The sequence below is a fragment of the Bradyrhizobium sp. TM239 genome, from assembly GCF_036247985.1.
GTDB classification, from domain to species: domain Bacteria; phylum Pseudomonadota; class Alphaproteobacteria; order Rhizobiales; family Xanthobacteraceae; genus Bradyrhizobium; species Bradyrhizobium ottawaense.
The window spans coordinates 43,470-69,223 of record NZ_BTIR01000029.1 but is presented as its reverse complement, the minus strand read 5'-3'; the positions used below and the strand labels follow the sequence as shown (position 1 = coordinate 69,223).

The window sequence follows — 25,754 nt, the reverse complement described above, 5'->3', positions numbered from 1 at the left end:
AAAAGGCCGGCTTTTCAGCCGGCCTTTTCAATTCATGGCGTGCGGATCAAGCCTTGACCAGCGGGCCCTTGGAGGTCGGCCCCTTCGAGCCGCCGGGTCCACCCGGCTTGGACTTGCCCGGCGGGCGCTTGCGGGTGCCGGGCAGCTTCTCCTGCTTCGGCGTGACCGGCCCCTCGACGAATTCGAAGCCGATCTTGTCCTTGGTCTCGTCGGTCTCGTCCTTGACGAGCACGACGCGAACATGGCCGCCGCCCTTGAGCTTGCCGAACAGCACCTCGTCGGCCAGCGGCTTCTTGATGTGCTCCTGGATCACGCGGGCCATGGGCCGCGCGCCCATCTGCTCGTCGTAACCATGCCGAACCAGCCAGGCCTTGGCCGGCTCGGACAGCTCGATGGTGACGTCGCGGTCGCCGAGCTGCGCTTCGAGCTGAAGCACGAACTTCTCGACCACGGTGCCGATCACCTCGACGCTGAGATGACCGAACGAGACGATGGCATCGAGGCGGTTGCGGAATTCCGGCGCGAACTGCCGGTTGATCGCCTCGTGGTCGTCGCCTTCCCGCTTGGAGCGCGTGAAGCCGAACGCCTGCTTGGCCAGATCGGAAGCACCCGCGTTCGTGGTCATGATCAGGATCACGTTGCGGAAATTGACCTGCTTGCCGTTGTGGTCGGTGAGCCGGCCGTGATCCATGATCTGGAGCAGCACGTTGTAGAGGTCGGGATGCGCCTTCTCGATTTCGTCGAGCAGCACCACGCAATGCGGATGCTGGTCGACGCCGTCGGTGAGCAGGCCGCCCTGGTCGAAGCCGACATAGCCGGGAGGCGCGCCGATCAGGCGCGACACGGTGTGCCGCTCCATGTACTCGGACATGTCGAAGCGCAACAGCTCGACGCCGAGGCTTGCCGCGAGCTGCTTTGCGACCTCGGTCTTGCCGACGCCGGTCGGGCCCGAGAACAGGTAGCAGCCGATCGGCTTCTCCGGCTCACGCAAGCCGGCGCGCGCCAGCTTGATCGATGCCGCGAGCGACTCGATCGCCTTGTCCTGGCCGAACACGGTGCGCTTCAGCGTCTGCTCGAGATGCTTGAGCACCTCGGCATCGTCCTTCGACACGCTCTTCGGCGGAATCCGCGCCATCGAGGCGATCGTGGTCTCGATCTCCTTGATGCCGATGGTCTTCTTGCGCTTGTTCTCGGCGACCAGCATTTGCGCCGCGCCCGACTCGTCGATCACGTCGATCGCCTTGTCCGGCAGCTTGCGGTCGTGGATGTAGCGCGAGGAGAGCTGCACCGCAGCCTCGATCGCCTCGTTGGTGTACTTCAGCCGGTGGTAGTCCTCGAAATACGGCTTGAGGCCCTTGAGGATCGCGATCGCGTCCTCGACCGTCGGCTCGTTGATGTCGATCTTCTGGAAGCGCCGCACCAGCGCGCGGTCCTTCTCGAAATGCTGGCGGTATTCCTTGTAGGTGGTCGAGCCCATGCAGCGGATGGTGCCCGAGGCCAGCGCCGGCTTGAGCAGGTTCGAGGCGTCCATCGCCCCGCCCGACGTCGCGCCCGCACCGATCACGGTGTGGATCTCGTCGATGAACAGGATGGCGTTGGGATGCGCCTCGAGCTCCTTCAGCACCTGCTTCAGGCGCTCTTCGAAGTCGCCGCGATAGCGCGTGCCCGCGAGCAGCGTGCCCATGTCGAGCGAGAACACCGTGGCAGCCGCCAGAACCTCCGGCACCTCGCTGTCGACGATGCGCTTGGCGAGGCCCTCCGCAATCGCGGTCTTGCCGACGCCGGCTTCACCGACGAACAGCGGGTTGTTCTTCTGCCGGCGGCACAGCACCTGGATCGCACGGTTGATTTCGGAATTGCGTCCGATCACCGGATCGATCTTGCCGTCGCGCGCCTTCTTGTTGAGGTTGACGCAATAGGTCTCGAGCGCCTCGCCCTTCTTCTTGGCGTCCTCGGCGCCCTTGGTCTCGGTCTCCTCGTCGACGCCGCGCACCGGCCGCGCCTCGGAGACGCCAGGCCGCTTGGCGATGCCGTGGCTGATGTAGTTGACCGCGTCATAGCGCGTCATGTCCTGCTCCTGCAGGAAATACGCGGCATGGCTCTCGCGCTCGGCGAAGATCGCGATCAGCACGTTGGCGCCGGTCACCTCTTCACGACCGGAGGATTGCACGTGGATCACGGCGCGCTGGATCACCCGCTGGAAGCCGGCGGTCGGCTTGGCGTCGTCGGCGCCATCGGTGACCAGATTCTCGAACTCGGTCTCTAGATAATTAACCAGGCTCGTGCGGAGCTTGTCGAGATCGACACTACAGGCGCGCATAACGGCGGCTGCATCGGAGTCGTCGATCAGGGAGAGCAACAGATGCTCGAGCGTCGCGTATTGGTGATGACGCTCGTTTGCGATCGCCAGTGCACGATGCAGGGATTGTTCAAGGCTTTGGGAAAAAGTCGGCATTCGCGTCCTCTATGGCCCCCACCATCATGATCGTCATCGCCCGGTCAGGCAACAACAACCTTTGTCACATATAGTTATACAAGATCGCGGCGAAAGACCGGTTCCGCGACTCTGGCAGGCACCACACCTGCGGTACTTTTCGATGCAAAACCCGTTCCGATCCTGGGCAGAACTACCCATTTGGGCAGGATTGACACCGGTGCCGATGTTCGCCGGACCATGCAGCAAGATGTGCTGCCATCACACACCACGCGAACAGAATCACTCTAAGGAACGCGAACGGGTGATTACTTCTTTTCCATCACGCATTGCAGCGGATGCTGGTGCTTGCGGGCGAAATCCATCACCTGCGTCACCTTGGTCTCGGCGATCTCGTAGGTGAACACGCCACACTCCCCGATGCCATGATGATGGACGTGCAGCATGATCTTGGTCGCGGCCTCGATGTCCTTGTTGAAGAACTTCTCCAGCACGTGGACCACGAACTCCATCGGCGTGTAGTCGTCGTTCAGGATCAGCACGCGGTAGAGGTTCGGCCGTTTGGTCTTGGGCTTGACCTTGGTGATGACCGAAGTGTTCGGACCCGAGGGGTTGCCCGAACGGTTCTCGTCATTGCTCATGCGAGGAGCGTAGGCAGCGGCTGGCGCGGACAGGTCGAGTCTGGAAGTCAATTGCGGCATGGCTCAGGCGTTCAAATTCCCCATGGAAGCGAATGGCGGTCACCGCGCGACCCCGCCCTTCGGAGCCTGGCGCAGGCGCGCCGCCTTGTTGGATCGCCGCTCCCGACAATCCGGTCCAAGCCGGATCGTTCGCCAGCAATATGGGCCTGCCCCCGGCTCGCCGCAAGCGTGCAGAGGTCCGGCCGACGCGGCCACAGCAGTCCCGATTCCCGGTCCGGGCGATCAGGAGCAAGGTTAAACAATCCGGACCGATTTGACAAAAATTTCGCCTCCGCGCGTTTAGAACGTGTTGACCAGGAACCCCGGCTGTTAACCCGGCTGCGACGGTTTCACGCGGGTAGCTCCGGTTTTCTACGGTCCAGTTTACCCGCCGTTCAATGGCGTGGCGCGAAATCGGGCAAAACACCGATTTCGGGGATTGTCATGTCTCGCCTGCCCCTCGTCAGCCGCCTTGGTCGGCAATTCGCCCGCTTTGCAGCGGCCGAGCAAGGCAATATCGCAGTGATCTTCGCCATCGCTCTGGTCCCGGTGCTGAGCTTCGTCGGTGCCGCGATCGATTATAGCCGCGCCGCCCAGGCCCGCTCCTCCATGCAGTCGGCCCTCGACTCCACCGCGCTGATGCTCTCCAGGGACCTGTCGTCCGGCACGATCACGACGTCGCAGATCAGCAGCAAGGCGCAAACCTATTTCAACGCCCTGTTCACCAACACCACGACCCTGCCATCGGTCACCGTTGGGGCCACCTATAACGCGAGCACCAACATTGGCTCGACAATCCAGCTCACCGGAACCGGCACCTACACGACCAGCTTCATGAAGATCGCCGGCTTCCCGACGCTCGGCATCGACACCACCTCGACCAGCGCCTGGGGCATGACGCGCATGCGCGTGGCCCTGGTGCTCGACAACACCGGGTCGATGGCCAACGACGGCAAGATGGCGGCGATGCAGACGGCCGCGAAGAACCTGGTCGATCAGCTCAGCACGCTCGCCAAGAATACCGGCGACGTCTACATCTCGATCGTCCCCTTCGCGAAGGACGTCAATGTCGGCGCCAGCAACTACAACAAGTACTGGGTCGACTTCAGCGATTGGGATGCCGCGAACGGCAGCTGGAGCTGCACCTCGGGCAACAACTGGAACTGCAATAATTGGAAATGGACGTCGGCCAACCATGACACCTGGACCGGTTGCGTGACCGACCGCGACCAGGACTACGACACCAAGAACACGACGCCGACCAGCGGCAATGTGGGGACGCTTTTCCCGGCCGAGCAGTACTCCTACTGCAACACGGGCAGCTCGTCCTATCTGCAGCCGATCATGCCGCTGAGCTACGACTGGAGCTCGCTCAAGGGCCGGATCGACGCCATGAAGCCCACCGGCAACACCAACCAGGGCATCGGCCTGGCCTGGGGTTGGATGACGCTATCGACCGGCGATCCCATGAACGCGCCGGCGAAGGACACCAACTACACCTACAAGGACGCGATCGTGCTTCTTTCCGACGGTCTCAACACGCAGAACCGCTGGTACAGCGACGCCTCGCAGATCGACGCAAGGCAGAAGAAGCTCTGCGACAACGCCAAGGCCCAGCCCCACAACATCACGGTCTACACGGTGCAGGTGAACACCGGCAGCGATCCGACCTCGAGCGTGCTGCAATATTGCGCCAGCAGCGCCGACAAGTTCTATCTGGTCACGTCGGCCAGCCAGACCGTTTCGGTGTTCAAGGACATCGGCACCTCGCTGTCGAAGCTGCGCGTGGCGCGCTGACGGACCGACCGCGTGCAAACAAAAAGCCCGGCTGAACCAGCCGGGCTTTTCGATTCCAGGACGTCCTGAAAACGTTACTGAGCAGCCGGGGTGAACTTCGACACGATGGTCTCGACCGGCTTGAACGCCTGCTTGGCGAGGTCGCTGTAGAGGCCGGCGATCTTCTGCGATTCCGCAACGAAGGTCTCGTAGGCGGAACGGGCGAAATCGGTCTGCGCTTCCATGGCCTTGTCCAGCGACTTCACGCCGGAAAGCTTCTCGACGAAGGACTTGGTGTCTTCGAACGACTTCTTCGTATAGTCGCCATAGGCGCTGGCGATCGCCTGGAGGCCGTGCTGCACCGAGGTCGCGGAGGCGACGTACTGCTCGAAGTGCTCTTTCCCGTAATTCTGGAAGTCTTCAACCTTGAACATTTCGGAATCCTTTTCCCTGGCTCGCGTCGGGAAGCCCCGGCTCCCTGACTCTGCCCACAATTAGTGCAACGCACAAAAAAGTCAAGAATATTGTGCGACGCACAAAATTGGACTCAAGTTGCGGAGATTCCCGGGGTTTCCCGCAAGGGTTCTTTAAGCATTTGGAAACCGCGGACCCCTACCCTGATTCCCTGGACGTGTTCAGCTTCCGCAGACGGTCAAAAGCCGTTTGAGAACATCACCTTAGCCAGAATAGCGGTTCAGGCCCAACGTCCCCCGCGGCGAACACCAGCGGAGGGACAGCCTGAACAGGTAATGATCCCGGGTCCATTGGGCACAATTTCGCCTCACGAGCCGGTGATCAGTTGAGAAACGGGGACGGGGTTCCATGCTTCGTAAAAACTTGTCTTCCTCGCGCTTGGCGCGGGTTGGCGTTTTCGGGCTTCTTACGGTCACCACCGCGGTCATCTTCACCACCGATGCCGCCGAGGCGCGGCGTCATCGCCGCCATTACGCGCACCACCGGGTGCAGCGCGATGTGTCCGAGAGCTCCAGCCCGAAATTCGCGTCGATCATCGTCGACGGCAATTCCGGCTCAGTGCTCCAGGCGACCAGCCCCGACGGGATCCGCCACCCCGCCTCGCTCACCAAGATCATGACGCTTTACCTGCTGTTCGAGCGTCTCGAGTCCGGGAAGATGAAGCTCGACACCGAGATGCCGGTGTCCCAGCACGCCGCCGATCAGGATCCGACCAAGCTGAATTTGCGCGCCGGCCAGACCATCCGCGTCGAGGACGCGATCAAGGGTCTCGTCACCCGCTCCGCCAACGACGCCGCGGTGGTGATCGCGGAAGCGATCGGCGGCGACGAGGACGACTTCGCCCAGATGATGACGCGCAAGGCGCGCTCGCTCGGCATGTCCAAGACGGTGTATCGCAACGCCAACGGCCTTCCCAACGACGAGCAGGTCACGACCGCGCGCGACCAGGCCACGCTCGGCCGGGCCATCCAGGAGCGCTTCCCGCGTTACTATCGCTATTTCGCGACCTCGACCTTCAACTGGCGCGGACAGTCGATCCGGAACCACAATCACCTGCTCGGCAATGTCGAGGGCGTGGACGGCATCAAGACCGGCTACACCCGCGCCTCCGGCTTCAATCTCGTGACCTCGATGCGCCGCGGCAACCGTCATCTGATCGGTGTCGTGCTCGGCGGCCGCAGCGGCGGCTCGCGCGATGCCATCATGCGCAATCTGCTCGCGGAGAACCTCGAGAAGGGTGCGACCACCCACACCGTCGCCGCTGTCACGGAGCGTGGCGGCGCTGACGCCAGCACCGAGATCGCCGACGCTTCGCCTGCCCCGGCCCGCCCCGCTCCGCAGGTCCAGGCCGCTTCTGCCCCTGCCCCCGAAGCAGCGCCGTCGCGTCTCGCCGCACGCCTGTCGACGCTCGCGGCTGCGACTGCCGCGGTGCCGCCGGCTCCGCCCAGATCCGAAGCCAAGCCTGAAGTTCGGCCGACGGAATCCAAGATCGAGCCGGCGCCGCTCACCAATGGCGTGATCTCGAGCCAGCCGCTCTCCATCATCCCCGGCTCGTCCGAGCCGATGAAGCCGGTCCGGGTCAAGACGGTTCAGGTCAAGGCCGGCGCCGTGAAGGTCGCCTCCGCCGCCCCCGCTCAGGTCCCGGCACAGGTCGCACCGCCGGTCACCAACGCCATTTCGTCCCGTTCCGACGTCGCGGAAACCTCCGGCGCCGTCGTCGCCCGGGCCGATCTCATCAACAAGCCCGAGGTCGTCAGCCAGCCGGAAGCGCCGAAGGCCGAGATCGCCCGCGCAGAGCTGCCACGGCAGCCGGCAGGCTTCGGCACCGGCAACGGCATCCTCGGGGTGCTGCCGGCCGCAACGGCCGCGGCGCCCGCCCCGGCCGCTCCGAAGCTCGCCTCCGCCGAGCCGATGCCGATCCAGATGAGCGCCACCACCAAGCCGGTGGTCACCCACAGCGGCTGGATCGTCCAGGTCGGCGCGCTCGAGAGCGAGAACGAAGCCCAGCAGCGCATCGATGCCGCGCGCAGCTCGGCCCGCGGCCTGCTCAGCAAGGCCGATCCGTTCACCGAGGTCGTCGCCAAGGACAATCGCAAGCTCTATCGCGCCCGCTTCGCCGGGCTCGAGCGCGACCAGGCCGAAGCCGTTTGCCGCGCCCTGAAGCGCGCCGACATCTCCTGCATCACCGTCCGCAACTGATCTCTGTCACCGTTCCGGAGGAAATGCCCGCGCCGCGCGCGGGCATTTTCGTTTTGGGGACGCGGTGACGACCCAGAGCGGTTCGTGAGAACGCTGTTCCGCGACAACTTCTCGTCAAGGATTTACGGTTAAAACTTTACTCAAGAGATCAACCACGCCGACAATGGCGGGTGTCAGGGCGACGGCAGACAGAGCAAGCGGAGCTCACGCGGTACGGGCGTTTGTAGCGTGGTGCCGGAGTTAGCCGTTATGCGTACGAAGCAAAGTATCCTTGGCCTCGTTTACACGGGCAGCGAGATAGTTCGACCCCCCCTGGTCGGGATGGAGTTTCTTCATCAGGGTCTTGTGGGCCCGGCTGATGTCGTCACGCCCCGCCCCCGGCTGCAAGCCAAGGATCTGATAGGCCTCCTCCGCCGTCATTTTGCCGCTCGCCGCCGTGCGACGCTGCCCCCCTGCCGCATCGCTCTGCGCGTTCTGACGCCAGGCGGGAAACCGGCGGTCCAGATAGCTTTCAAGTAAGGCCACGCTCTCAGCGTCGAATGTCGGGACCATTGCCAGCAGGCTGGCAAGATCAAACTCGCCAAGATCGCGCCCGGCGTGAGGCCCGGCGACGATCTGCCCGCCGAGCTGGCCAGAGCCGTGGTCGAGCCGCATATCCAGGAATTGCGAGCGCACGCGTGAGGACTGCCCCGACGCGGGCGCAGCACCACCGCCGCCGAACAGCCCCCCGATATTGCCGAAGCCGGCATTTGCCAGCGGTGTCCAGCCCAGCAGCCCGGCGCCGAAAATCCCGAGCGGGATCGCCACCACCAGTTCGCCCCGTAAGCCCGTGAAGGCTGCGACCGCCAGCGCCACCACGCCGCCACCGAACCTGATGGCCCGCGCCAGCACCGCCGGGTTGGCAGCGCGGAACATCTGGAGCAGCAGATAAAGCGTGATAATTGCGACAGCGCCGGCGATCAGGGTCATGACCCGAATATAGACGCCCTCTTGTCAAAAAGCATGGCGTCCCTTCCGGCCATCCACGATTGGAGGGTGACACGCGAAATACGTTTGCCGATAAGCGCCTGACGGATCATTCCGATACGCGCCGCGGTAACGATAGCCGCCTCGGTGGCGCAGGAGTGTTGGTAGGGTTTGGGGGGGACCATGAGCAACGGATTCAAGCCGCCGATCGTGCCGGCGGCGTTCTTTGGCATCGTGCTCGGCCTTGTCGGCCTCGGCAACGCCTGGCGCGCCGCGCATCAGGTCTGGCACTTGCCGGCGGTCGTGGGCGAGGTTCTGCTCGCGCTCGCTGCCATCGTCTGGGCGGTCCTGATCGTCCTGTTCGCGCTGCGCTGGATCTTTGCGCATGCGGACTCGCTCGCCGAAGCCCATCACCCCGTGCAATGCTGCTTCATCGGCCTCGCCGGCGTCTCGACCATGCTGATCGCGCTCGCCGCGGAGCCCTACTCGCACCTCGCCGCAATGATCCTGTTCGGCCTTGGCGCTGCGTTCACGCTCGGCTTCGCGCTGTGGCGGACCGGACTGCTGTGGCGCGGCAATCGCGACCACACCGCCACGACGCCGGTGCTGTATCTGCCGACCGTTGCCGGCGGCTTCGTCACGGCTGCTGCGTCTTCGGTGCTCGGCTACCCCGATTGGGGACAGCTCGCCTTCGGCGTCGCGTTCTTCTCCTGGCTCGCAATCGAATCCGTGCTGCTGCACCGGCTCTACACCGTCGCGACGCTTCCGGTGGCGTTGCGGCCGACGCTCGGCATCCAGCTGGCGCCGCCCGCGGTCGGTGCGCTCGCTTATCTCGCGATCAATGGCGGCGTGCCCGACATGGTCGCGCACATGCTCGTCGGCTACGCCCTGATGATGGCGCTGCTATTGCTTCGCCTGCTGCCGTGGATCATGGAGCAGCCGTTCTCGGTGTCTTATTGGAGCTTCACGTTCGGCGCCACCGCGCTGGCGATCGCGCCGATCCGCATGGTCGGACATGGCAACACCGGTCCGATTGCACTCCTCGCACCGTGGCTGTTCGGCGCCGCCAACATCGTAGTTGGATTGATCGCACTCGGCACGCTGCGTCTGATCCTGCAAGGCCGCCTGCTGCCGCCGACGGTTGCAGCAGCGTCCCCGATACAGGCCGCGTCAGCCTGATCCGCTACTTCATCTGGCCGATCAGACTGGCCGCTCCGCTCGCGGTCTTCGCCAGTTTCAACAAGGCCTCGCGACCGCCGGCGGCATAGGCCGCAGCTGCCCGCAGCAGCTCGCGCAACTGCGCCGCCGCACCCGGATCGAAGCGGCACCAGGCGCCACCGGTCAGGCGTGCGATCTCGCGAAAGGCCTGCTCGGCGACGGCGTCATGACCTTCCTGAAACACGAAAACGGGCACGTTGAGCATGCCGAGCTCGCCGGCCTTGGCGCAGAGCTCGTCGACCTTCTCCTCCATGGCATCGCCGACGAAGACGACGGCACGCACGCCCGATGCGACCGCTTCGCGCCGCGCCTCGGTCAGGACCTTGCCGATCTGGGTATCGCCGCCGCGGCAATCGATCTTGCTCATCAGCGCCGCAAGCCTGGTGCTGTCGGAGATCCACCCCGTGGCGCGGCACTCGTTGAAGCCGCGATAATAGACCAGCCGGATGTCGAGACTGCCCAGCGCCGCGGTCTCGCGAAACATGTCGGCCTGCAGCGCGCAGGCCATGTCCCAGGTCGGCTGCCGGCTCATCGTCGCATCCAGCGCGAAGATCAGCCGCCCCTTCGCGCCCGGCGCATGCGGTGACAGCGCCTGCGCCTTGGCGACGAAGGCGGCGATGTCTTCCGCAGTCGACGTTGCGGCCTGCGGCACCGCGCGGCCTGCTTGCGCCGAGACGGCATCGCCGCTGCGCGGTTTGATGGGTTCGCCCGACATGCCTTGACCCTGCGTGGGCGGCTAATGTGGTTAGCGCAAGCCGCCCGGTCAATGTGCAAAGCCCCCGCCGGCAGAGGCCGGCGGGGGCTTTGCAGATCGCGACTGACGACGAGGGTGTCGTCAGAGAGAGAAGACGTCAGCTCTTGGCAGGTCCCATCAAAGCGACCGGACCGGGCTCGAGGATCTTGGGCGGCGAGGATTGCGTGTCGACCGGCGCGATCTCGCTGTCGGTCGCGCTCAGGAATTTATCGAGCATGCCCTGGATCGAGTTCTTGGCGACATCCGGACCGGTGTCGCGCATGTCGTTGTGCTGGAATTCGGTCTTCACGACCTGGATGCCCGCCTTCTCGCATTCCTCGTCGGTCGGGATCACGCCCGCATCGGCCTTGAACTGCGGATCGGTGGACCGGAACGACAGGATCTTGAACTTGCCGGCGGTGACGAAGGGCACGCGCAGATTGTCGAGCGTGACGACCTTCTTGACCTCATCCGGATACTGCTTGGCGAAATACATCGTGATGTCGCCGCCCATGGAATGGCCGACCATGGTCACCTTGTCGTAGTCGGCGTTGGGCTGAGCCTTCCTCATTTCCTGCATGGCGAGATGGATGTTGGCGACTCCGCGCAGGATCTGCGGCAGCCGGCCGACATAGAGCTCGCCGGGCTTGGTCACCATGGGAGGATCGGTCGGCAAGTCATGCTGCGGGCTCAGGACCATATAGCCGCGCGCAGCGAAGATGTTGGCGAGGAAGCCGTACTCGGTGTTCTTGACGGTGTTGCCGTGATTGATCACTGCGACCGGCAGCGTGATCATGCCGGCGTTGGCCTGCATTTCCTTGTCACGACGCACCGCGATGTCGACGGGCACCGGGCGATTGTCGCGCGAGGCATCGTAGAAGGTAATGGTCTCGTGCTTGATCGCCCACTTGCTCGCCGTGAAATAGGCGATGCCGCAGAGAGCACTGACCGAAACCAGAACGGCAATTCCACGCTTCATTTTCGTCCTCAGCCTCAGGCTCTTGCGGCCTGAATCCCTGTTGAAAATCGTGTTCTTCCGGGGCTCTTTGGCCCCTTGTCGCCTATTCGCTAATATATGTCACAGGCGCGTGACAGGAAGGCCAAATATTGTGAACCGGCAGCCCTTTCATTGTGCGCCGCACACGTTTTGTGGGCATCCCGTTCTCGCCAAGCTACGTCAGGGTGTACTTCACCATCGGACGCAACCGATCTCGATTGGGTTCAATTTCACGGTCAACGTAGGATGAAAACGGCCGAAGGCGCCCGGCGTTCCCGTCGGAACTCGCCGCTTAGGTCGATCGGAAGTAGCGATATACCGCCTCAGGCGCCGAGGATGTCGTGAACCTCGAGCGGCTTGTCGACCTGGTTGAACCACTCGGCCCGGTTGGCGGCGCGGCGGCGGCCGCGCTCGTCCAGCGGCAGCTTGAGCTGGCGGAGCAGGCTCGTCACCTCCTCCCGTGCGGTGAGATGGCCGAGATTGGGCCGCATGCCGAGCGTGGCCTCGTCGATCTCGTCGAGGGCGGTCAGGCCGCGCGGGAAAAATTCGCGATAGACGACGCGTTCGGCGAAGCCGTCGACGTAGCGGAAGCCGAGCCGCAGCGACAGATCCTTCAACCCCTCGGCGACCAGCTGCTTGTTGCGCGAGCTGAGCATCGACAGGCGGTTGCGCACGACGATCCAGTCGGTGGTCGAGCCGTCGAGCTGGCGGCGCTTGCGCCTGACGTCGCGCACCATCTCGGCGTAATGGCTCTCGCCCGTCACCGCGTAGTTGGCGGGATCGACGGTGCCGAGCACGTCGAAATCGAGGAAGCTGTCGTTGATCGGCGTGACCAGCGTGTCGGCCATCGAGTGGGCGAGCCGCATCAGGTAACTGTCGGTGCCCGGCGTATCGATCACGATGAAGTCGAAGCTTCTTTCGACCGCCGAGACCGCCTCCATGAACTGCTGGAACTCGGAATTCTCGTTCTCGGCGATCTGCATGGTCTCGCCGAGCTTGATGCAGCGATGCACCGGCAGTTCGAGGTCGAGCTTGGTGCGGCGCGCCCAGGCGGCGCGGTTGCCGATGTAGCGGGTGAAGCTCTGCTGACGGCAGTCGAGGTCGATGGTGGCGACGCGCTGGCCGGCCTTCAGGAGCGCAACCGCGATGTGCAGGGCGGTGGTCGACTTGCCCGAGCCGCCCTTCTCGTTGCCGAGCACGACCACATGCGCCGAGCCGGATTGGCCTTGGCTAGCCTGCACAAGCATGGCGATCCTCAACACCCCTAATGAATATCTTCGAGTTGACCGCGTCTGCGGTCAAGTGAAATGCGTGACAGGTAATGCAAATCGCAGGCGCCCTGCTTCATCATGAATCGCGGCGCCGTCTTTCGTCTGTGATCCAACCCACAATGTCGCGACATCGTGCACGACCTTGCGCGGGATGCTGTGCCGCATCCGGATGCATGGCGTCCACGATCGCTGCTTGTTAAGGTTAGTCGCCCCTGGCGCCAAGTCATGCCGCGCCGATTCCCAACCCTGTCGAGTCCTGATGTCAGCAAGCCCCTTGATCGCCCGCACGGTCCCAACCTTGCGCCGCGCCGTCGACAATCTCCGCAAGCGAAAGGCCACGATCGCGCTGGTCCCGACCATGGGGGCCCTCCATGACGGGCATGTGTCTCTCGTCCGCCTCGCCAAGCGGCGCGCCAGCCGTGTCGTGGTCTCGATCTTCGTCAACCCGACCCAGTTCGCCCCGACTGAGGATTTCGGCGCCTATCCGCGTACCTGGAAGGCCGACATCGCCAAGCTCGCGGCCGAGGATGTCGATATCGTCTGGCACCCCGGCGTCGAGGCCATGTACCCGGATGGCTTTGCCACCCGCATCGTGCCGGAGGGACCGGCGCTCACCGGCCTCGAGGACCGCTTCCGCCCGCATTTCTTCGGCGGCGTCGCCACCGTGGTCGGCAAGCTGTTCACGCAGTGCCGGCCGGACTTCGCGATCTTCGGCGAAAAGGATTTTCAGCAGTTGCGGGTGGTGACGCAGATGGCGCGCGACCTCGACCTCGGCGTGAAGGTCGTCGGCTCCCGCACCGTGCGCGAGCGCGACGGGCTCGCGATGTCCTCGCGCAACGTCTATCTGTCGCCCGAGGAGCGGCAGACCGCATCCATTCTCTACCGTGCCATGAAGGACAGCGCCGGCCGCATCCGTGCCGGCGAAGCCATCGCGTCGGCCATGAGGCGTGGCGCCGCGATGATCGAGGCGGCCGGCTTTGCGCTCGACTATTTCGAGGCGCGCCATGCCGAGACGCTGGCGCCCCTCACCTCGCGCCAGGACGGCCCGTTGCGGATCCTGGTCGCGGCCAAGCTCGGCACGACCCGGCTGATCGACAATATCGCGGTTTAGAGCAGCCCGAGATCGCGCAATTCGCGCCGCATCGGCTCCGGCATCGCCGCGATCGAGCCGGCGGCGGACTTGCCGAGATCGGCCGGCACGGAATCGTCGGCGAGATAGCGCCAGCCCTGGAACGGGCGCATCGGCCGCGGCGACACCGAGACCACCTTCGGCTGCATCACGATCCGGCAGCGCCCGATGCCGTCCTTGTCGCGGAACGGCTCGATGCCGATGATCTTTTCCCGCGCGGCGATCTCGCCCTTGATCACCCAATAGAGCGACCCGCCGGCGAGGATCTCGGTATCGCGCTTGGGGACCATGCGGGTGATGTGGATGTGATGTTGCGGCAGACCCTTCTTCTTGGCGGTCTGCATCCGTTCGGCGATCCACTCCTTCAATTCCTTGACGGAGTCGCAACCGACGGCGAGCTTGATCAGATGTAGCGGCATGCCCAAGCATTAGCCGGGCAGCACCGCATTTGGAATGCCGATCTACTCGTTATCCGCAGCCGCGGGCGCGGCCGCCGAGGCAGGCGGCGGAGCGAGCGGAACCGGTGCTGCGGGCGCACGCGCAGCCTTCGGCGCCGGCGGCTTCTTCGCAGCCGGTGCGGCTGGAGCCGCCGCCTGCGCCGACGTCGCGGCGGGCGCGCGCGGTGCCGGCGCTGCGTTCGCGGCCGCGGGCGCCGCCTGGCGCGTTGTCGCCGTGGGCTCCGGGTTCATGATGCTCACCGGCGGCGTCGACGAGGCGCTCGGGAACTCGGCGCTGGTCGGCTTGCCCGTCGGCATCGCGGGCGGCAGCCCGGCAAGCGCGGCCGTGGCCGGCATCGCCGACGCCGTTGCAGGCGCGTTCCAGGTTGGGGCATAGCGCGCGACCAGCATGTCGTAGAGATGGGCGTCCATGTTGGCGGCAACCCGCTGCTGGTCGGTCAGCGAGCGGAACGCGGCGCAGTCGAACTGCGTGCAACCGTCGCGCACGACCAGCACCTGCGCCACGAGGCCGTAGCGATCGTGCTCCAGCGCCTTGCGCAGCACCTTCGTGTCCGTCGTCAGGCTCTTCTCGGCGGTCGCGGCATCACCGAGCGCGGTCAGCCGGTCGATTCGGGCCGCAGTGTAGGAGACGGCGGCAGCCGCGGCATCCGGCGAGCCGAACAGCGCCTTCTCGCAGCCAATGGCGACCGCATCGCCGGCGAGGTCGTCGAGACAGGACAGCGCCGGCAGGCTCGCGATGACCGCATTTTGCGCGCGCGCTTGGGTCGGGGCGTCCTGCCCCGCCGGTTCGTAGACGCGCACGGTGGCCGCTCCGGCGATCGCGATGGACAGCAGCGTGATCACCGTCAGTGCGCCGTTGGCGACCGACCTATCGGCGCGCAGCAGCGTGATCACCAGGATCAATCCGAAGAATCCGGCAGCCGCCAGCGTCATCCACATCGGAAAGGCCGGCGAGCGCCAGATTTGGTCGAGCGAAGTGGCCCATGCCCAGTTCATGCGCGACGTCCCCTCACGCGAGCAGAGAGCGAATGGTCAAGCGAGCACCGCGAGTCGGCAACTGCCCCGGGGGCCCACCTTGCGAAGGTGAAGCGGGCCTTTTGACGGCGGCAGGACACAATTCCGCAGAGGGCGCGAATGCGCGGGGAGCGTCGGTCTTCAGGACAGCGCGAGCTGGCTTTCCTTGGCGACGCGTTCGAAGGCTTCGGTCGAGCTCTTGATCCGGTACTGGCAGTCGTCGCCGTCCGTCGGCAGCAGCCGGATGACCTCGTACGAGCCGCTGGCAGCAGGGCGCGCGACGTTGCTGGCCGTGAACAATACGCGCGTTCCAATCGGGAATTTGTGCTTCAACACCCTCTCCATCACTCAAACAACGCCTGCCTCGCCCATGGTCCCACTGCGACGGCCGGCCAGAAACCCAGGCGCTGTATAGCATGCGGCCGGCCGTTTTGGCCAGCGCCATGCCAGCATGGCAAACCCACAAATCTTACAGTCTTTTCATAATGATAAGGATGGAACCCGCGGGCCGATGATACCGTCGGGGCGGCATGTTCAGGCGGCATGTCGCAGGCCCGGTCGCAGGCCGGTCGCAGCCCGGGTGGCCCCTGGCCCCAGGTCGTGAGGGCCGCCGGCCGGCACGCCGCCGGCGGCCTCGGTGGGACCGACCGGTCAGGCGTCCTCGAACTTCTCGATGACAAGGGTTTCAGCCAGCCCGTCGCGGGTCCATTCCTGGAACGCCGGCAGCGCCATCATCGTCTCCATGTAGGCCTTGGTGTCCGGCGCAACGGCGATCGCATAGGTGCGCAGGCGGTGCACCACCGGCGCGTACATCGCGTCGGCCGCGCCGAAGCGACCGAACAGGAACGGACCCTTGGCACCGTAGCGCGTGCGACATTCGCGCCAGATCTCCTCGATGCGCGCGACGTTGGCCTTGGCGTCGGCCGACAGCGCCAAGGGCCGGATCGGCCGGTGCAGGTTCATGCCGCATTCGTTGCGCAGGGGCACGAAGCCGGAATGCATCTCGGCGCACACCGATCGGGCATGCGCGCGCGCGGCCACGTCGTCGGGCCACAGCTTCACTTCCGGATAGCGCTCGGCGACGTATTCGATGATGGCGAGCGAATCCCACACCGTGACGTCGCCGTCGACCAGCACCGGCACCTTGCCGGCACGGCTGAAGGACAGGATCTGCTCCTTGTCCGCGGGATTGTCGGTGTAGAGCGGGATCAGCGTCTCCACGAACGGGATGTCGCTCGCGCGAAGCGCGAGCCAGGGCCGCATCGACCATGACGAGTAGTTCTTGTTACCGATCGCGAGTTTCAGCGCAGCCATGTCATCAGTCCTTCTCGAGACGTCCTAGAGCGAGCCGCTTTTAACGCCATCGCCTGCCGCCAATCAATCGTTGCTGCGCCCCGTCATGCGTGGCAATCGTTGCGGTCCTCGCCAAGAGACCGACAGGAGACGGACATGAGACGGACATGAGCAGGCATTGGGTCGACATCACCGCGGTCGGCTTCTTCATCATCGAATGGACGGTCTATGCGCTGACGCTGGAGCATTCGGCCTATGGCCGCGACAGCCTGTCGGCGCGCATGAACCGCTATCGCGAGGTCTGGGTGCGCCGGCTGCTCGACCGCGAGACGCGCATGGTGGACATGCAGATCATGGCCTCGCTGCAGAACGGCACCGCCTTCTTCGCCTCGACCAGCCTGATCGCGCTCGGCGGCGCGCTGGCGCTGCTGCACGCCACCAACGATGCGATTACGATTCTGAGCAAGCTGCCGATCGACCTCAGCACGTCGCCGGCGATGTGGGAGCTGAAATGCGTCGGCCTCGTGCTGATCTGCGTCTATGCCTTCTTCAAATTCGCCTGGGCCTATCGCCTGTTCAACTATGTCGCGATCCTGTTCGGCGGCATGCCGCCGGCCGACCGGCGCGACACGCCGGAGGCCGAAGCCCATGTCATCCGCACCTCGCGCCTGTTCGAATCCGCCGGCCGCCATTTCAACCGCGGCCAGCGCGCCTTCTTCTTCGCGCTCGGCTATCTCGGCTGGTTCGTCAGCCCCTGGCTGCTGTTCGTGACCACGGCCGCCGTGGTGGTCGTGACCTGGCGCCGGCAATTCGCATCGAGCGCGTGGGCAGCGATGGCGCCTGAGGTGGAGGATGTCGATGAGGGAATGAAGCGCGGTCATTGAGGCAAGCTCGTGTCCCGGACAAGCTGCAACGCGCGAGCGTTGCGGCGCAGAGCCGGGACCCAGAGGCGGCACGGCACGATGCGGATGGATGGGCCCCGGCTCTGCAGCGCACCACTTCGTGCTGCGCCGCGTCCGGGGCACGAGAGCGGTGAGTGGCGCGCACGCTCTCCACCGTCATTACAATGCGCCAGTGCGCATCCCAGCGGCAGTGCCGTAGGGTGGGAAAAGGCGCATAACGCCGTGCCCACGATCTCTCTCCATAGGCAACAAGGCGTGGGCACGCTTCCGCTTTGCCCACCCTACGAGATCGAGTTTGTGGCACGCAGCTCAGCTCGCAGACACGCCTTCGCATTCTCGCAGCGCGTTTCGCCCGAGCTTTGCTTCATCTCGTACCCTCATTAGCCAAGAGGGCGCAGGGAAGGCCGGGTGCCGGCTCGCACCCGCGGTCCGCTGCGCGAAATGCACACGCAGAAAGAACCGCACAGCAGCATACAGGTGGTGCCGAACACTCGGCCTTCCCTGCGCGATGGTCGGACGGCTTATGCCGTGATCTCCCGGGAGCCGAACTTTCCCTCTGGCCTCCCTCGCCCCGCGAATTGGATGATGCAGTCTGCCCGGTTGGGCTCGCTCGCACCTTCGCAAGACTTGACCGTAGCAACGACGGCCAGGACCACACGGTTTTGCCGTACGCGTTCAGCGTCGCTCGTCCGCACGCGGTTTCGGGCTCACAGGGACTACCCGCCCTGCCCGCTACCATCTCGCACACGACGCTGCCGCGTCCACCGCAAGCCCGGCTCGCGAAACGTGACGACGCGCGATCGCCCCTCAAGGTCAAGCCAGGATGAGCGATACATACGCCGAAACCGAATTTCGGTAAAGTGGAATATTTTTGCGCGCATGGATTGACAGAGGGCGACACAGGCACGGTCCCGTAGCCCGGATGGAGCGCTAGCCCCCGAAATCCCGCGGGCTGAACGGCAGGTCCATGATCTTCCATTCCCCGTACAGGTTTGCCGGCAGCATCTTGTAAGGTTGACAGTTCTGGAGCGCGCTCATTGCGGACTTCACGAGCGCCACGCCTTTCGCGGACGGCGGAGCCTCGATCAGGATCGGCTCGCGCGCCAGCGTGCCGTCGGTCGCGAACACCGTGCGCAGCTTGATGTGAACAGCGTCGCTGGGGCTCAGTCCGGCCGGCAATTTCGCACAGCTGCGCAAATGGCGGCGAAGCTCGGCGATGACTCCCTGCGGCAGCTTGGCTGCGATTGAATCCTTGGCATCGCCGCCATCGTCCTTGGGGGCATCTTTCGGCAGTTCCGGCGGCAATTCCGGCGGCAGGCCCAGCATGACGCCGTATTTGACGGTGACATCAGGCTGCGCGGCTTGATAGGCCGGCGGCGGCGCGGCCTCCGGTTGCTGCATCGCTTGCGGCGGCGGCTGCATCGATGGCTGCGGCATCGCCTGGGGCGGCGGTTGTTGCTGTGGTTGCGGCGGCGGCTGTTGCGACGGCTGTGGCTGTTGAGGCTGCGGTTGTTGAGGCTGCGGCTGCACGTTGGCCTCACGCTGCTTCGGCGCCGGCGAAGATTGCGGCTGCTTCTGCTGCGGTTCAGATGGCGTCGGCTGCGGCGACGGCGCTGCGGCCTGCTGCTTGGACGCGGGCTTGCCCGCCGCTTCGGATTTGTCGGTGAAATCGAGCTTCGGCAGCTTCAGATCGGGCGTCGGCTCCGGCGGCTTCTCCTTGGCCGCCTCCTTGGTCTCCTGCTCCCTGATCTCCTCCTTCACCTGCTCCGGCGTGACGATGTCGACGGTCACGGTCTCGGGCGGCGTAGCGTGGAATGGATGGACCTCGCTGATCACGATGATCAGCGCCACCAGCGTCAGATGCGCGATTGCTGACGCCGCAATGTCCGTCCGTATGATCTTCCGCAGTTCCATCGACCGATCTTGGGTTGCCGTCGCGGTCCTAGCATACCCCAGCCCCCTCTCAATCCCATTTCGGGGCGAAGCCGAAGTCGGTCAGGCGCCCCTTCGGACTGGCGAGTGCGGCGATCCGGCTCATCTCGTCCTCCGACAGCTCGAAATCGAAGATCTCGATGTTCTCGGACAGGCGTTCGATGCGCGAGGTGCGCGGGATCGCAGCGACATTCTGTTGCACCAGCCAGCGCAGGCAGACCTGCGCCGGCGACTTGCGGTGGGCGCGTCCGATCTCGGCCAGCGTCTGGTCGGACTTGATGCGTCCCTTGGCGATCGGGCTGTAGGCGACGAGCGCAAGGCCATGCTGGTCGCAGGCCGCCCTCACCTTCGCCTGGTCGAGATAAGGGTGGTATTCGACCTGGTTGCAGACCAGCGGCTCCGGCGAGAGTGCGACCGCCTGCTCGATCAGCGCCACCGTGAAATTGGAGACGCCGATGTGGCGGGTCAGGCCCATCGTCTTCGCATGCGACAGCGCGCCCAGCGTTTCCGCCAGCGGCACGTGCGAATTGGGCCAGTGAAGCAGCAACAGATCGACGCTAGGAAGCCGCAACCGGGCCAGGCTCTCCTTCACCGAGCGCTCGAGATCGTGGGGCGCGAAATGGTTGGTCCAGACCTTGGTGGTGAGGAAGATGTCGTCGCGGCGCACGCCGGAGGCGCGCAAGCCGTCGCCGACCTCGCGTTCATTGTCGTAGACCTGCGCGGTGTCGATGTGGCGATAGCCGAGCCGCAGCGCCTGCTCGACCACGCGCGCGGCAGGTCTTCCGCTCAGCTCCCAGGTCCCGAGCCCGATCGCCGGGATCCGTGCGCCATTGGCCTCGACGAACAGCATGAGGACTCCTCTTCCGTTGCGGCAGCCCCTGACGTCATCAGGTGTCATTATGGACCCGGCTCATGACGCTGCCAACGGAAGGCGGCGGCAGTCCAGCGGGATATTTGGCGCAATGCTAACAGGAGGTTCGCGTCAGGGCCCGGCAGCCCTCGACGTCAGGCCTTGGTCAGGCTTTGGCGAGCGCCTGGAACACCGTATCCGGGGCGTGCGCGATCACCGCGAGCAGCGCGCGGGCCGGGCCGCGCGGAGCACGCTTGCCCTGCTCCCAGTTGCGGATGGTCTCGACGGGAACGCCGAGCTTGGCGGCGAACTCCATCTGGGTCAGGCAGGCGCGGCGGCGCAAATCGCGCACCGCGAGCGGGTTGGCGTCGGCCGGCGCGGCGGTGGTCGTGGGCTCGACCGGAGACGGCTGGACCGGAAATTCCTGTCCATCCCGCAACTCAACGACCCGTCCGTCCGCCTTCAGCCGCAACCGCATGTCCAGTCCCCCAAGCGCGGACGATGATGCGGCAGGTCACTTAAGTTCGGATTAAAGATGACGGTCTCGTGCCCCGGACGCTGCGCAGCACGAAGTGATGCGCTGCTGAGCCGGGGCCCATCTCGCCGCGGAGAATGCCACCTTCTGGGTCCCGGTTCTGCGCAGCAACGCGAAGGGCGTTGCAGCGCGCCCGGGACACAGAGTGAGGGCAAGAGCTCCTCGCAATGACGAGGAGAAACCGCCCCTACCGCAACCCGAACCAGAGCGTCGCAATCCCGAGGAAGGAGAAGAACCCGACCACATCCGTCACGGTGGTGACGAACGTGCCCGACGCCACCGCCGGGTCGGCCCTGACGCGTTCGAGCGCCATCGGGATCAGGATGCCGCCGAGCGCACCGGCGATGAGGTTGCAGATCATCGCAAGCCCGATGACGATGCCGAGGCCCGGGATCTTGAACCAGGCCACCGCCGCAATCCCCGTGATCACGGCAAAGGCGAGCCCGTTGACGAGGCCGACCATGCCTTCGCGCATCACCACGCGCCAGGCGTTGGAAGAGCCGAGCTCGCGCGTTGCCAGCGCGCGCACCGCGACCGTCATGGTCTGGGTCGCGGCATTGCCGCCCTGGCTCGCCACGATCGGCGCCAGCACGGCGAGCGCAACCATCTTCTCCAGCTGCCCCTCGAACAGGCCGAGCACGGAGGACGCCAGGAAGGCGGTCGCGAGATTGACCAGCAGCCAGTTGAACCGCGCGCGCGCAATGGTGAACACAGTGTCGGACAATTCTTCGTCGCTGGTGACGCCGCCGAGCGCCTTGAGGTCCTCCTCCGCCTCCTCCTCGATGACGTCGACGACGTCGTCGACGGTGATGACGCCGACGAGGCGGTCCTGGGTGTCGAGCACGGGAGCTGCGACCAGATTGTACTTGCCGAACATGCGCGCGACTTCCTCCTGGTCCTCCAGGACGGAGACGCGGCGGCGGTCCTCGTCGGTGAGCTCGGCGAGCGGCACCGGCCGTCGCGCGCGCAGCAGCACGTCGAGCGGCACCGCGCCCTGCCAGTGCTGGTCCTTGTCGACGACGTAGATCTCGTAGAAGCGGTCGGGCAGATCCGGCGTCTCGCGCATGTAGTCGATCGCCTGACCCACGGTGAAATCCTGGGGCACCGCGATGAACTCGGTCTGCATCCGGCGGCCAGCGGAATTCTCGGGATACAGCAGGCTGCGTTCGAGCGCGACACGCTCCTTGAGAGGCAGCTTTTCGAGGATTTCCTCCTGCTCGGCCTGGTCGAGGGCTTCCAGCAGCTCGACCGCGTCGTCGGATTCGAGCTCGCGGACGCCCTCGGCGACCGTCTCCGGCGGCAGCTCGTCGAGAATCTCCTCGCGGACGGCCTCGTCGACCTCGTTCAGCGCGGAGAAGTCGAAGTCGCGCCCGGTCAGCTCGACCAGACGGACGCGGTCGTCGGGCTCCAGAGCGCCGATGAGATCGCCGAGATCGGCCTCGTGCAACTCGGCGACGCAGGCGCGCAGCGAGGCGCTGTCGCCGGCCTCGATCGCATGAGCGATCTCCTCGACGAATTCGTGCCTGATATCGCCGTCTTCATTGCGCATCGGCACGTGGTCGAGTACCGAATCCGCGGCGGATCGGGCAACGTCCATATGTTCATCCATGGCGCGCCTCGCCGTTTGACAGGTTGGAACGAATGGTCTGGGCTGACGGTCAGGCAATACCCACAAGGCAACTCCGAGCGCAATGACAAAGATGCTTCGACTGAGGTGGACCTCGATGTCATCAGGCACGGCCCTCGCGGCCTTGATCGGCATCGCTTCGGCCGTGGCCGCCGAGTGTCCGCGCAAGGACGCGCTCGGCACCTCGCGGGTTCTGAGCGTCGACGCGAAGACCACGCCGCGCGTCGGCTTGAAGAGCTTTCCGCAGACGCTGCCGCTCGCCGATCACGAGGTCGTGCTGACCTTCGACGACGGGCCGAACCCGCCGACGACGTCGAAGGTGCTGGCGGCGCTGGCGCAGGAATGCGTGCGCGCGACCTTCTTCCTGATCGGCCTGCACGCCAGCCAGCATCCCGACGTGGTCAAGCGCATCGCCCGCGAGGGCCACACCATCGGCCACCACACCTTTTCGCACCCGTTCATGGCGCGTATCCCGTTCGACAAGGCCAAGGGCGAGATCGACCGCGGCATCGCCGCCGACGAGATGGCGCTGCACGGCACCTCGACGACGACCCCTTCGACGCCGTTCTTCCGTTTCCCCTATTTCGAGGCCACGCAAGCCGAGCTCGATTTGCTGCAATCGCGCGGCATCGTCGTGTTCGGGGCCGATCTGTGGGCGAGCGACTGGAACGAGATGACGCCGGAGCAGGAACTGAAGCTGGTCACGGAGCGGCTCGCAGCCAGCGGCAAGGGCATCATCCTCTTCCACGACCCCAAGGCGCGCACCGCCGCGATCATGCCGGCCTTCCTGCGGTATCTGAGGGAGAACGGCTATCGGGTGGTCCACGTCGTGCCGGCTGGCGCGCCGCAGAAGAACGCCGATGCGCGCTGATGCCGGAATGTCACGCCGGCGCAAAATGGGGTGATTTGAGCCCTATTAACACTCTGTTCATGCTACCCCATGCAAATGGATGGGGACTTTGTGACGGGACAGGCTCTTGAAGGCCTCTTGGCCCCTGAACCGTTTCCTGATGTCTCCGACCTACTATGGCGGCAATCGCACATGAGGGCAGACCGGGTTCATGATCGGAAGTAGCGTTGTCTTGCGGACGCGATCGTGGATCGTCCTGTGCCTCGGCGGATTCCTTGGATGTTCGACCATCGGATCGCCGGCGGCGCTTGCGGCCGACTGTCCGGGCCATCCGGACGCGCTCGGGACGTCCCGCACCCTCGTGGTCGATCCGCACGAGCATCCGCTGATCGGCACCATGCAGTACCGCGAGACGCTGCCGCTCAGGGATCATGAGGTCGTCCTGACCTTCGACGACGGTCCGCTGCCGAAATATTCCAACCAGGTCCTCAAGATGCTCGACGACGAGTGCATCAAGGCGACCTTCTTCATCATCGGCAGCCAGGCCAAGGCCAACCCGGAAGGCGTGCGCAAGCTGGTGGCGGCGGGCCACACCGTCGGCACCCACAGCATGAACCATCCGCTGACCTTCGACCGGATGCCGATCGAGAAGGCCGAGGCCGAGATCAACGGCGGCATCGAGTGGACCTCGGCCGCGATGACCGATCCGTCCAAGCTGGCGCCGTTCTTCCGCATTCCCGGCCTGATGCGCGCCGAAGGCGTCGAGCATCATCTGATCTCGCGCGGCATCCAGGTCTGGAGCGCCGACTTCCCGGCCGACGACTGGCGCCATGTGTCCTCCGACCGCGTCTATCAGCTCGCGATCCAGCGGCTCGAGGCCAAGGGCAAGGGTATTTTGCTGCTGCACGACATCCAGGCGCGGACGGTCGCGGCGCTGCCAAAAATCATCCGCGACCTCAAGGCGCGCGGCTATCGCATCGTGCATGTGGTGCCGGCGACCGCCGAGCGGCCGGCGACGCCGACCACGCCGGTGGAATGGCTGCTGCATCCGCCGACCGAGACCGTGCCGATCGCGCGCTGGCCTTCCGTTCCGCGCTTCGTGTTCACGCAGACCAGGACGCTTCCGGCGCCCTCGCTCGCCGACCTCAATGCGCAGAGCGAGCATCAGCCGCTGCTGCCGCGCCGGACCAAGGGTCAGATGGACGTCGCATCCGCCCTGCCCGTGCCCAGCCGCGCCCTGTTTGCGATTCCGGAAGGTTCGGTCGAGGTGCTGCTGTCGACGACATTGTCGCGGCGCGCCGCGACGCGGCTGGCCATGGCGGCCGAGACGCCGCATGCGGCCAAAGGCAAGGCCGCAAAGGGCAAGACGGCCAAGTCCCAGGCTCGGCACACCGCGCATGCGGCTCCGGCCGCACCGAAGCCTGCCGCGCAGGCCAAGAGCGCCACGCCGCGCTCGACCCGCATCGCCAGCCTGAAGAAGCGCGCTTAATCCCTACCTATTGCCGCATGATGGCGGCGACGCAGAGCAGCACGATCAGCGCGAGGAAGAACAGGTCCATATAGGACTTGAGCTCGCCGTCGCGGCGCAGCCGGGCCACGTCGGCGACCACCTGCTTGCGCGCATTCGTTCCCCCGGAGCCGTCATTGATCGGGCCCTGAAGGCGCCTCGTCTCGGCTTCCAGCTTCTCGATCTTCTGGAAGAAGTAGAACGCGCGCAGCGTCGAGACCGCACGCATCGCGGCATAGATCAGCACCAGGATCGCCAGGATCGCCCGGTTCGGATACTTCTCCATGAAATTCAGGCTGAAATAGACCACCGCCATGAACGCGAAGTTGGTGATGAAGCGGTAGACGAAGCTGAGAAAAACCATGCTGGCTCGAGCCTTGAGGGGTGCGCAGCCGGATCGTGCTGCGAATTCGGGATCGGGACCCAGACCGGGAGCTGGGTTGTGACGGCCCGTCTACGCCAACTTTGTTTCAACAAAGATACTGCAAGTCGCCGCCTTTTAGCCACACGCCGCCATAATGCAAGCCGCACGATGGTCGTCGGCTCTGCCCTGACGCAGCGCGCCAGCTACGGCTTCAATGGCGGTTTGGCGGAAGTCGCGTTAGACTATGCGCTGCCGCCACATCTGGGGTCTGCCGATGCCGAAGAAGGGAATCACCGGCCACGACGACTGGGTTCTGACCGAGGCCCTCGCGACCGCCCTGGTCGCGCTGGAGCAGCTCGAACCGAAGCACCAGCCGAACGCGCATATGGACGACATCCGCAAGATGCTGGCGAACGGCAAGGAGCCGGCGGCGGTGAGCCTGCACCTCGCCCAGGCCAAGTGCCGCCTGTTTCCCGACCTCGACCCGCTGGAGATCTACCGGGAATACGGCATCGGCGAGGAATATGGCTGAAGCGGCCGGCCGC

General features: G+C 65.2%; 24 protein-coding genes. 8 read left to right on the top strand and 16 right to left on the bottom strand.

From position 1 onward, the window contains the following. Positions 1-46: 46 nt before the first annotated feature. Entirely contained in the window at positions 47-2,455 is a 2,409-nt protein-coding gene (clpA, locus tag AABA84_RS34055) for an ATP-dependent Clp protease ATP-binding subunit ClpA (RefSeq protein WP_338307748.1), read from the bottom strand. Positions 2,456-2,742: 287 nt separating this feature from the next. After that, positions 2,743-3,075, bottom strand: a complete 333-nt coding sequence (clpS, locus tag AABA84_RS34050; protein WP_026202494.1) for an ATP-dependent Clp protease adapter ClpS — start codon at positions 3,073-3,075, stop codon at positions 2,743-2,745. A 483-nt stretch (positions 3,076-3,558) separates the two neighbouring features. On the opposite strand from clpS, the gene AABA84_RS34045 reads away from it, so the two are divergent. After that, positions 3,559-4,911 (top strand): TadE/TadG family type IV pilus assembly protein, encoded by a 1,353-nt coding sequence (locus tag AABA84_RS34045; protein ID WP_338314300.1) that lies wholly within the window; start codon positions 3,559-3,561, stop codon positions 4,909-4,911. A gap of 74 nt (positions 4,912-4,985) precedes the next feature. Here AABA84_RS34045 and AABA84_RS34040 read toward each other — a convergent pair whose 3' ends face one another. Further along, complete coding sequence (locus AABA84_RS34040; protein WP_097658894.1) at positions 4,986-5,324, bottom strand: phasin family protein; 339 nt, start codon at positions 5,322-5,324, stop codon at positions 4,986-4,988. Positions 5,325-5,712: 388 nt separating this feature from the next. Between AABA84_RS34040 and AABA84_RS34035 the strand changes: the two genes are divergently transcribed. Then, the gene (locus AABA84_RS34035; protein WP_338314299.1) at positions 5,713-7,563 is read left to right on the top strand and encodes a serine hydrolase; all 1,851 of its coding nucleotides are present in this window, start codon (positions 5,713-5,715) and stop codon (positions 7,561-7,563) included. A gap of 240 nt (positions 7,564-7,803) precedes the next feature. Here the strand turns inward: AABA84_RS34035 and AABA84_RS34030 are convergent, their stop codons facing one another. Next, positions 7,804-8,532 carry a DnaJ domain-containing protein gene (locus AABA84_RS34030; protein WP_212245199.1) on the bottom strand — a complete coding sequence of 243 codons (729 nt, stop codon included), beginning with the start codon at positions 8,530-8,532 and terminating at the stop codon, positions 7,804-7,806. Positions 8,533-8,712: 180 nt separating this feature from the next. Here AABA84_RS34030 and tehA point away from each other — a divergent pair, with 180 nt between their 5' ends. Continuing rightward, on the top strand, positions 8,713-9,708 hold the full coding sequence (gene tehA, locus AABA84_RS34025; RefSeq protein ID WP_338314298.1) for a dicarboxylate transporter/tellurite-resistance protein TehA: 996 nt from the start codon (positions 8,713-8,715) through the stop codon (positions 9,706-9,708). Positions 9,709-9,712: 4 nt separating this feature from the next. Here the strand turns inward: tehA and AABA84_RS34020 are convergent, their stop codons facing one another. From AABA84_RS34020 to AABA84_RS34010, 3 genes are all read right to left on the bottom strand, one after another. After that, positions 9,713-10,462: a VWA domain-containing protein gene (locus AABA84_RS34020; protein ID WP_212245203.1), complete on the bottom strand. Its 750-nt coding sequence runs from the start codon at positions 10,460-10,462 to the stop codon at positions 9,713-9,715. A gap of 136 nt (positions 10,463-10,598) precedes the next feature. Continuing rightward, on the bottom strand, positions 10,599-11,459 hold the full coding sequence (locus AABA84_RS34015) for an alpha/beta fold hydrolase (protein WP_212245205.1): 861 nt from the start codon (positions 11,457-11,459) through the stop codon (positions 10,599-10,601). A gap of 341 nt (positions 11,460-11,800) precedes the next feature. Further along, complete coding sequence (locus tag AABA84_RS34010; RefSeq protein WP_338314297.1) at positions 11,801-12,724, bottom strand: division plane positioning ATPase MipZ; 924 nt, start codon at positions 12,722-12,724, stop codon at positions 11,801-11,803. 283 nt (positions 12,725-13,007) lie between these two features. Between AABA84_RS34010 and panC the strand changes: the two genes are divergently transcribed. Further along, a complete protein-coding gene (gene panC, locus AABA84_RS34005) occupies positions 13,008-13,859 on the top strand; it encodes a pantoate--beta-alanine ligase (RefSeq protein WP_212245209.1) in 852 nt (283 codons plus the stop codon). Here panC and AABA84_RS34000 read toward each other — a convergent pair. The 4 genes from AABA84_RS34000 to AABA84_RS33985 form a co-directional block, all read right to left on the bottom strand. Beyond that, the gene (locus AABA84_RS34000) at positions 13,856-14,296 is read right to left on the bottom strand and encodes a DUF1489 family protein (protein WP_212245211.1); all 441 of its coding nucleotides are present in this window, start codon (positions 14,294-14,296) and stop codon (positions 13,856-13,858) included. The genes panC and AABA84_RS34000 overlap by 4 nt on opposite strands. 42 nt (positions 14,297-14,338) lie before the next feature. Beyond that, complete coding sequence (locus AABA84_RS33995; RefSeq protein WP_212245213.1) at positions 14,339-15,331, bottom strand: hypothetical protein; 993 nt, start codon at positions 15,329-15,331, stop codon at positions 14,339-14,341. A gap of 159 nt (positions 15,332-15,490) precedes the next feature. Beyond that, positions 15,491-15,694 carry a hypothetical protein gene (locus AABA84_RS33990; protein ID WP_018321158.1) on the bottom strand — a complete coding sequence of 68 codons (204 nt, stop codon included), beginning with the start codon at positions 15,692-15,694 and terminating at the stop codon, positions 15,491-15,493. Positions 15,695-16,000: 306 nt separating this feature from the next. Further along, positions 16,001-16,663, bottom strand: a complete 663-nt coding sequence (locus AABA84_RS33985) for a glutathione S-transferase family protein (RefSeq protein WP_212245215.1) — start codon at positions 16,661-16,663, stop codon at positions 16,001-16,003. Between the two features lie 146 nt (positions 16,664-16,809). Between AABA84_RS33985 and AABA84_RS33980 the strand changes: the two genes are divergently transcribed. After that, positions 16,810-17,526, top strand: a complete 717-nt coding sequence (locus AABA84_RS33980) for a DUF599 domain-containing protein (RefSeq protein WP_212245217.1) — start codon at positions 16,810-16,812, stop codon at positions 17,524-17,526. A 948-nt stretch (positions 17,527-18,474) separates the two neighbouring features. Here AABA84_RS33980 and AABA84_RS33975 read toward each other — a convergent pair. The 4 genes from AABA84_RS33975 to mgtE form a co-directional block, all read right to left on the bottom strand. Next, on the bottom strand, positions 18,475-19,458 hold the full coding sequence (locus AABA84_RS33975; RefSeq protein ID WP_212253652.1) for a hypothetical protein: 984 nt from the start codon (positions 19,456-19,458) through the stop codon (positions 18,475-18,477). Between the two features lie 49 nt (positions 19,459-19,507). Beyond that, a complete protein-coding gene (locus tag AABA84_RS33970; RefSeq protein WP_212253654.1) occupies positions 19,508-20,326 on the bottom strand; it encodes an aldo/keto reductase in 819 nt (272 codons plus the stop codon). A gap of 166 nt (positions 20,327-20,492) precedes the next feature. Continuing rightward, the gene (locus AABA84_RS33965) at positions 20,493-20,810 is read right to left on the bottom strand and encodes a helix-turn-helix domain-containing protein (RefSeq protein ID WP_212253723.1); all 318 of its coding nucleotides are present in this window, start codon (positions 20,808-20,810) and stop codon (positions 20,493-20,495) included. 238 nt (positions 20,811-21,048) lie between these two features. Beyond that, positions 21,049-22,470, bottom strand: coding sequence for a magnesium transporter (gene mgtE, locus AABA84_RS33960; protein ID WP_212253657.1), 1,422 nt, complete (start codon positions 22,468-22,470; stop codon positions 21,049-21,051). A gap of 115 nt (positions 22,471-22,585) precedes the next feature. Here mgtE and AABA84_RS33955 point away from each other — a divergent pair, with 115 nt between their 5' ends. Further along, positions 22,586-23,359, top strand: coding sequence for a polysaccharide deacetylase family protein (locus tag AABA84_RS33955; RefSeq protein WP_212253659.1), 774 nt, complete (start codon positions 22,586-22,588; stop codon positions 23,357-23,359). A gap of 190 nt (positions 23,360-23,549) precedes the next feature. Then, positions 23,550-24,827 carry a polysaccharide deacetylase family protein gene (locus AABA84_RS33950; RefSeq protein ID WP_212253661.1) on the top strand — a complete coding sequence of 426 codons (1,278 nt, stop codon included), beginning with the start codon at positions 23,550-23,552 and terminating at the stop codon, positions 24,825-24,827. A 7-nt stretch (positions 24,828-24,834) separates the two neighbouring features. On the opposite strand, the gene AABA84_RS33945 is transcribed toward AABA84_RS33950, so the two are convergent. Beyond that, a complete protein-coding gene (locus AABA84_RS33945; protein ID WP_018320591.1) occupies positions 24,835-25,209 on the bottom strand; it encodes a hypothetical protein in 375 nt (124 codons plus the stop codon). Positions 25,210-25,483: 274 nt separating this feature from the next. Between AABA84_RS33945 and AABA84_RS33940 the strand changes: the two genes are divergently transcribed. Then, complete coding sequence (locus tag AABA84_RS33940) at positions 25,484-25,741, top strand: hypothetical protein (protein WP_063194972.1); 258 nt, start codon at positions 25,484-25,486, stop codon at positions 25,739-25,741. The last annotated feature ends 13 nt before the right edge of the window (positions 25,742-25,754 follow it).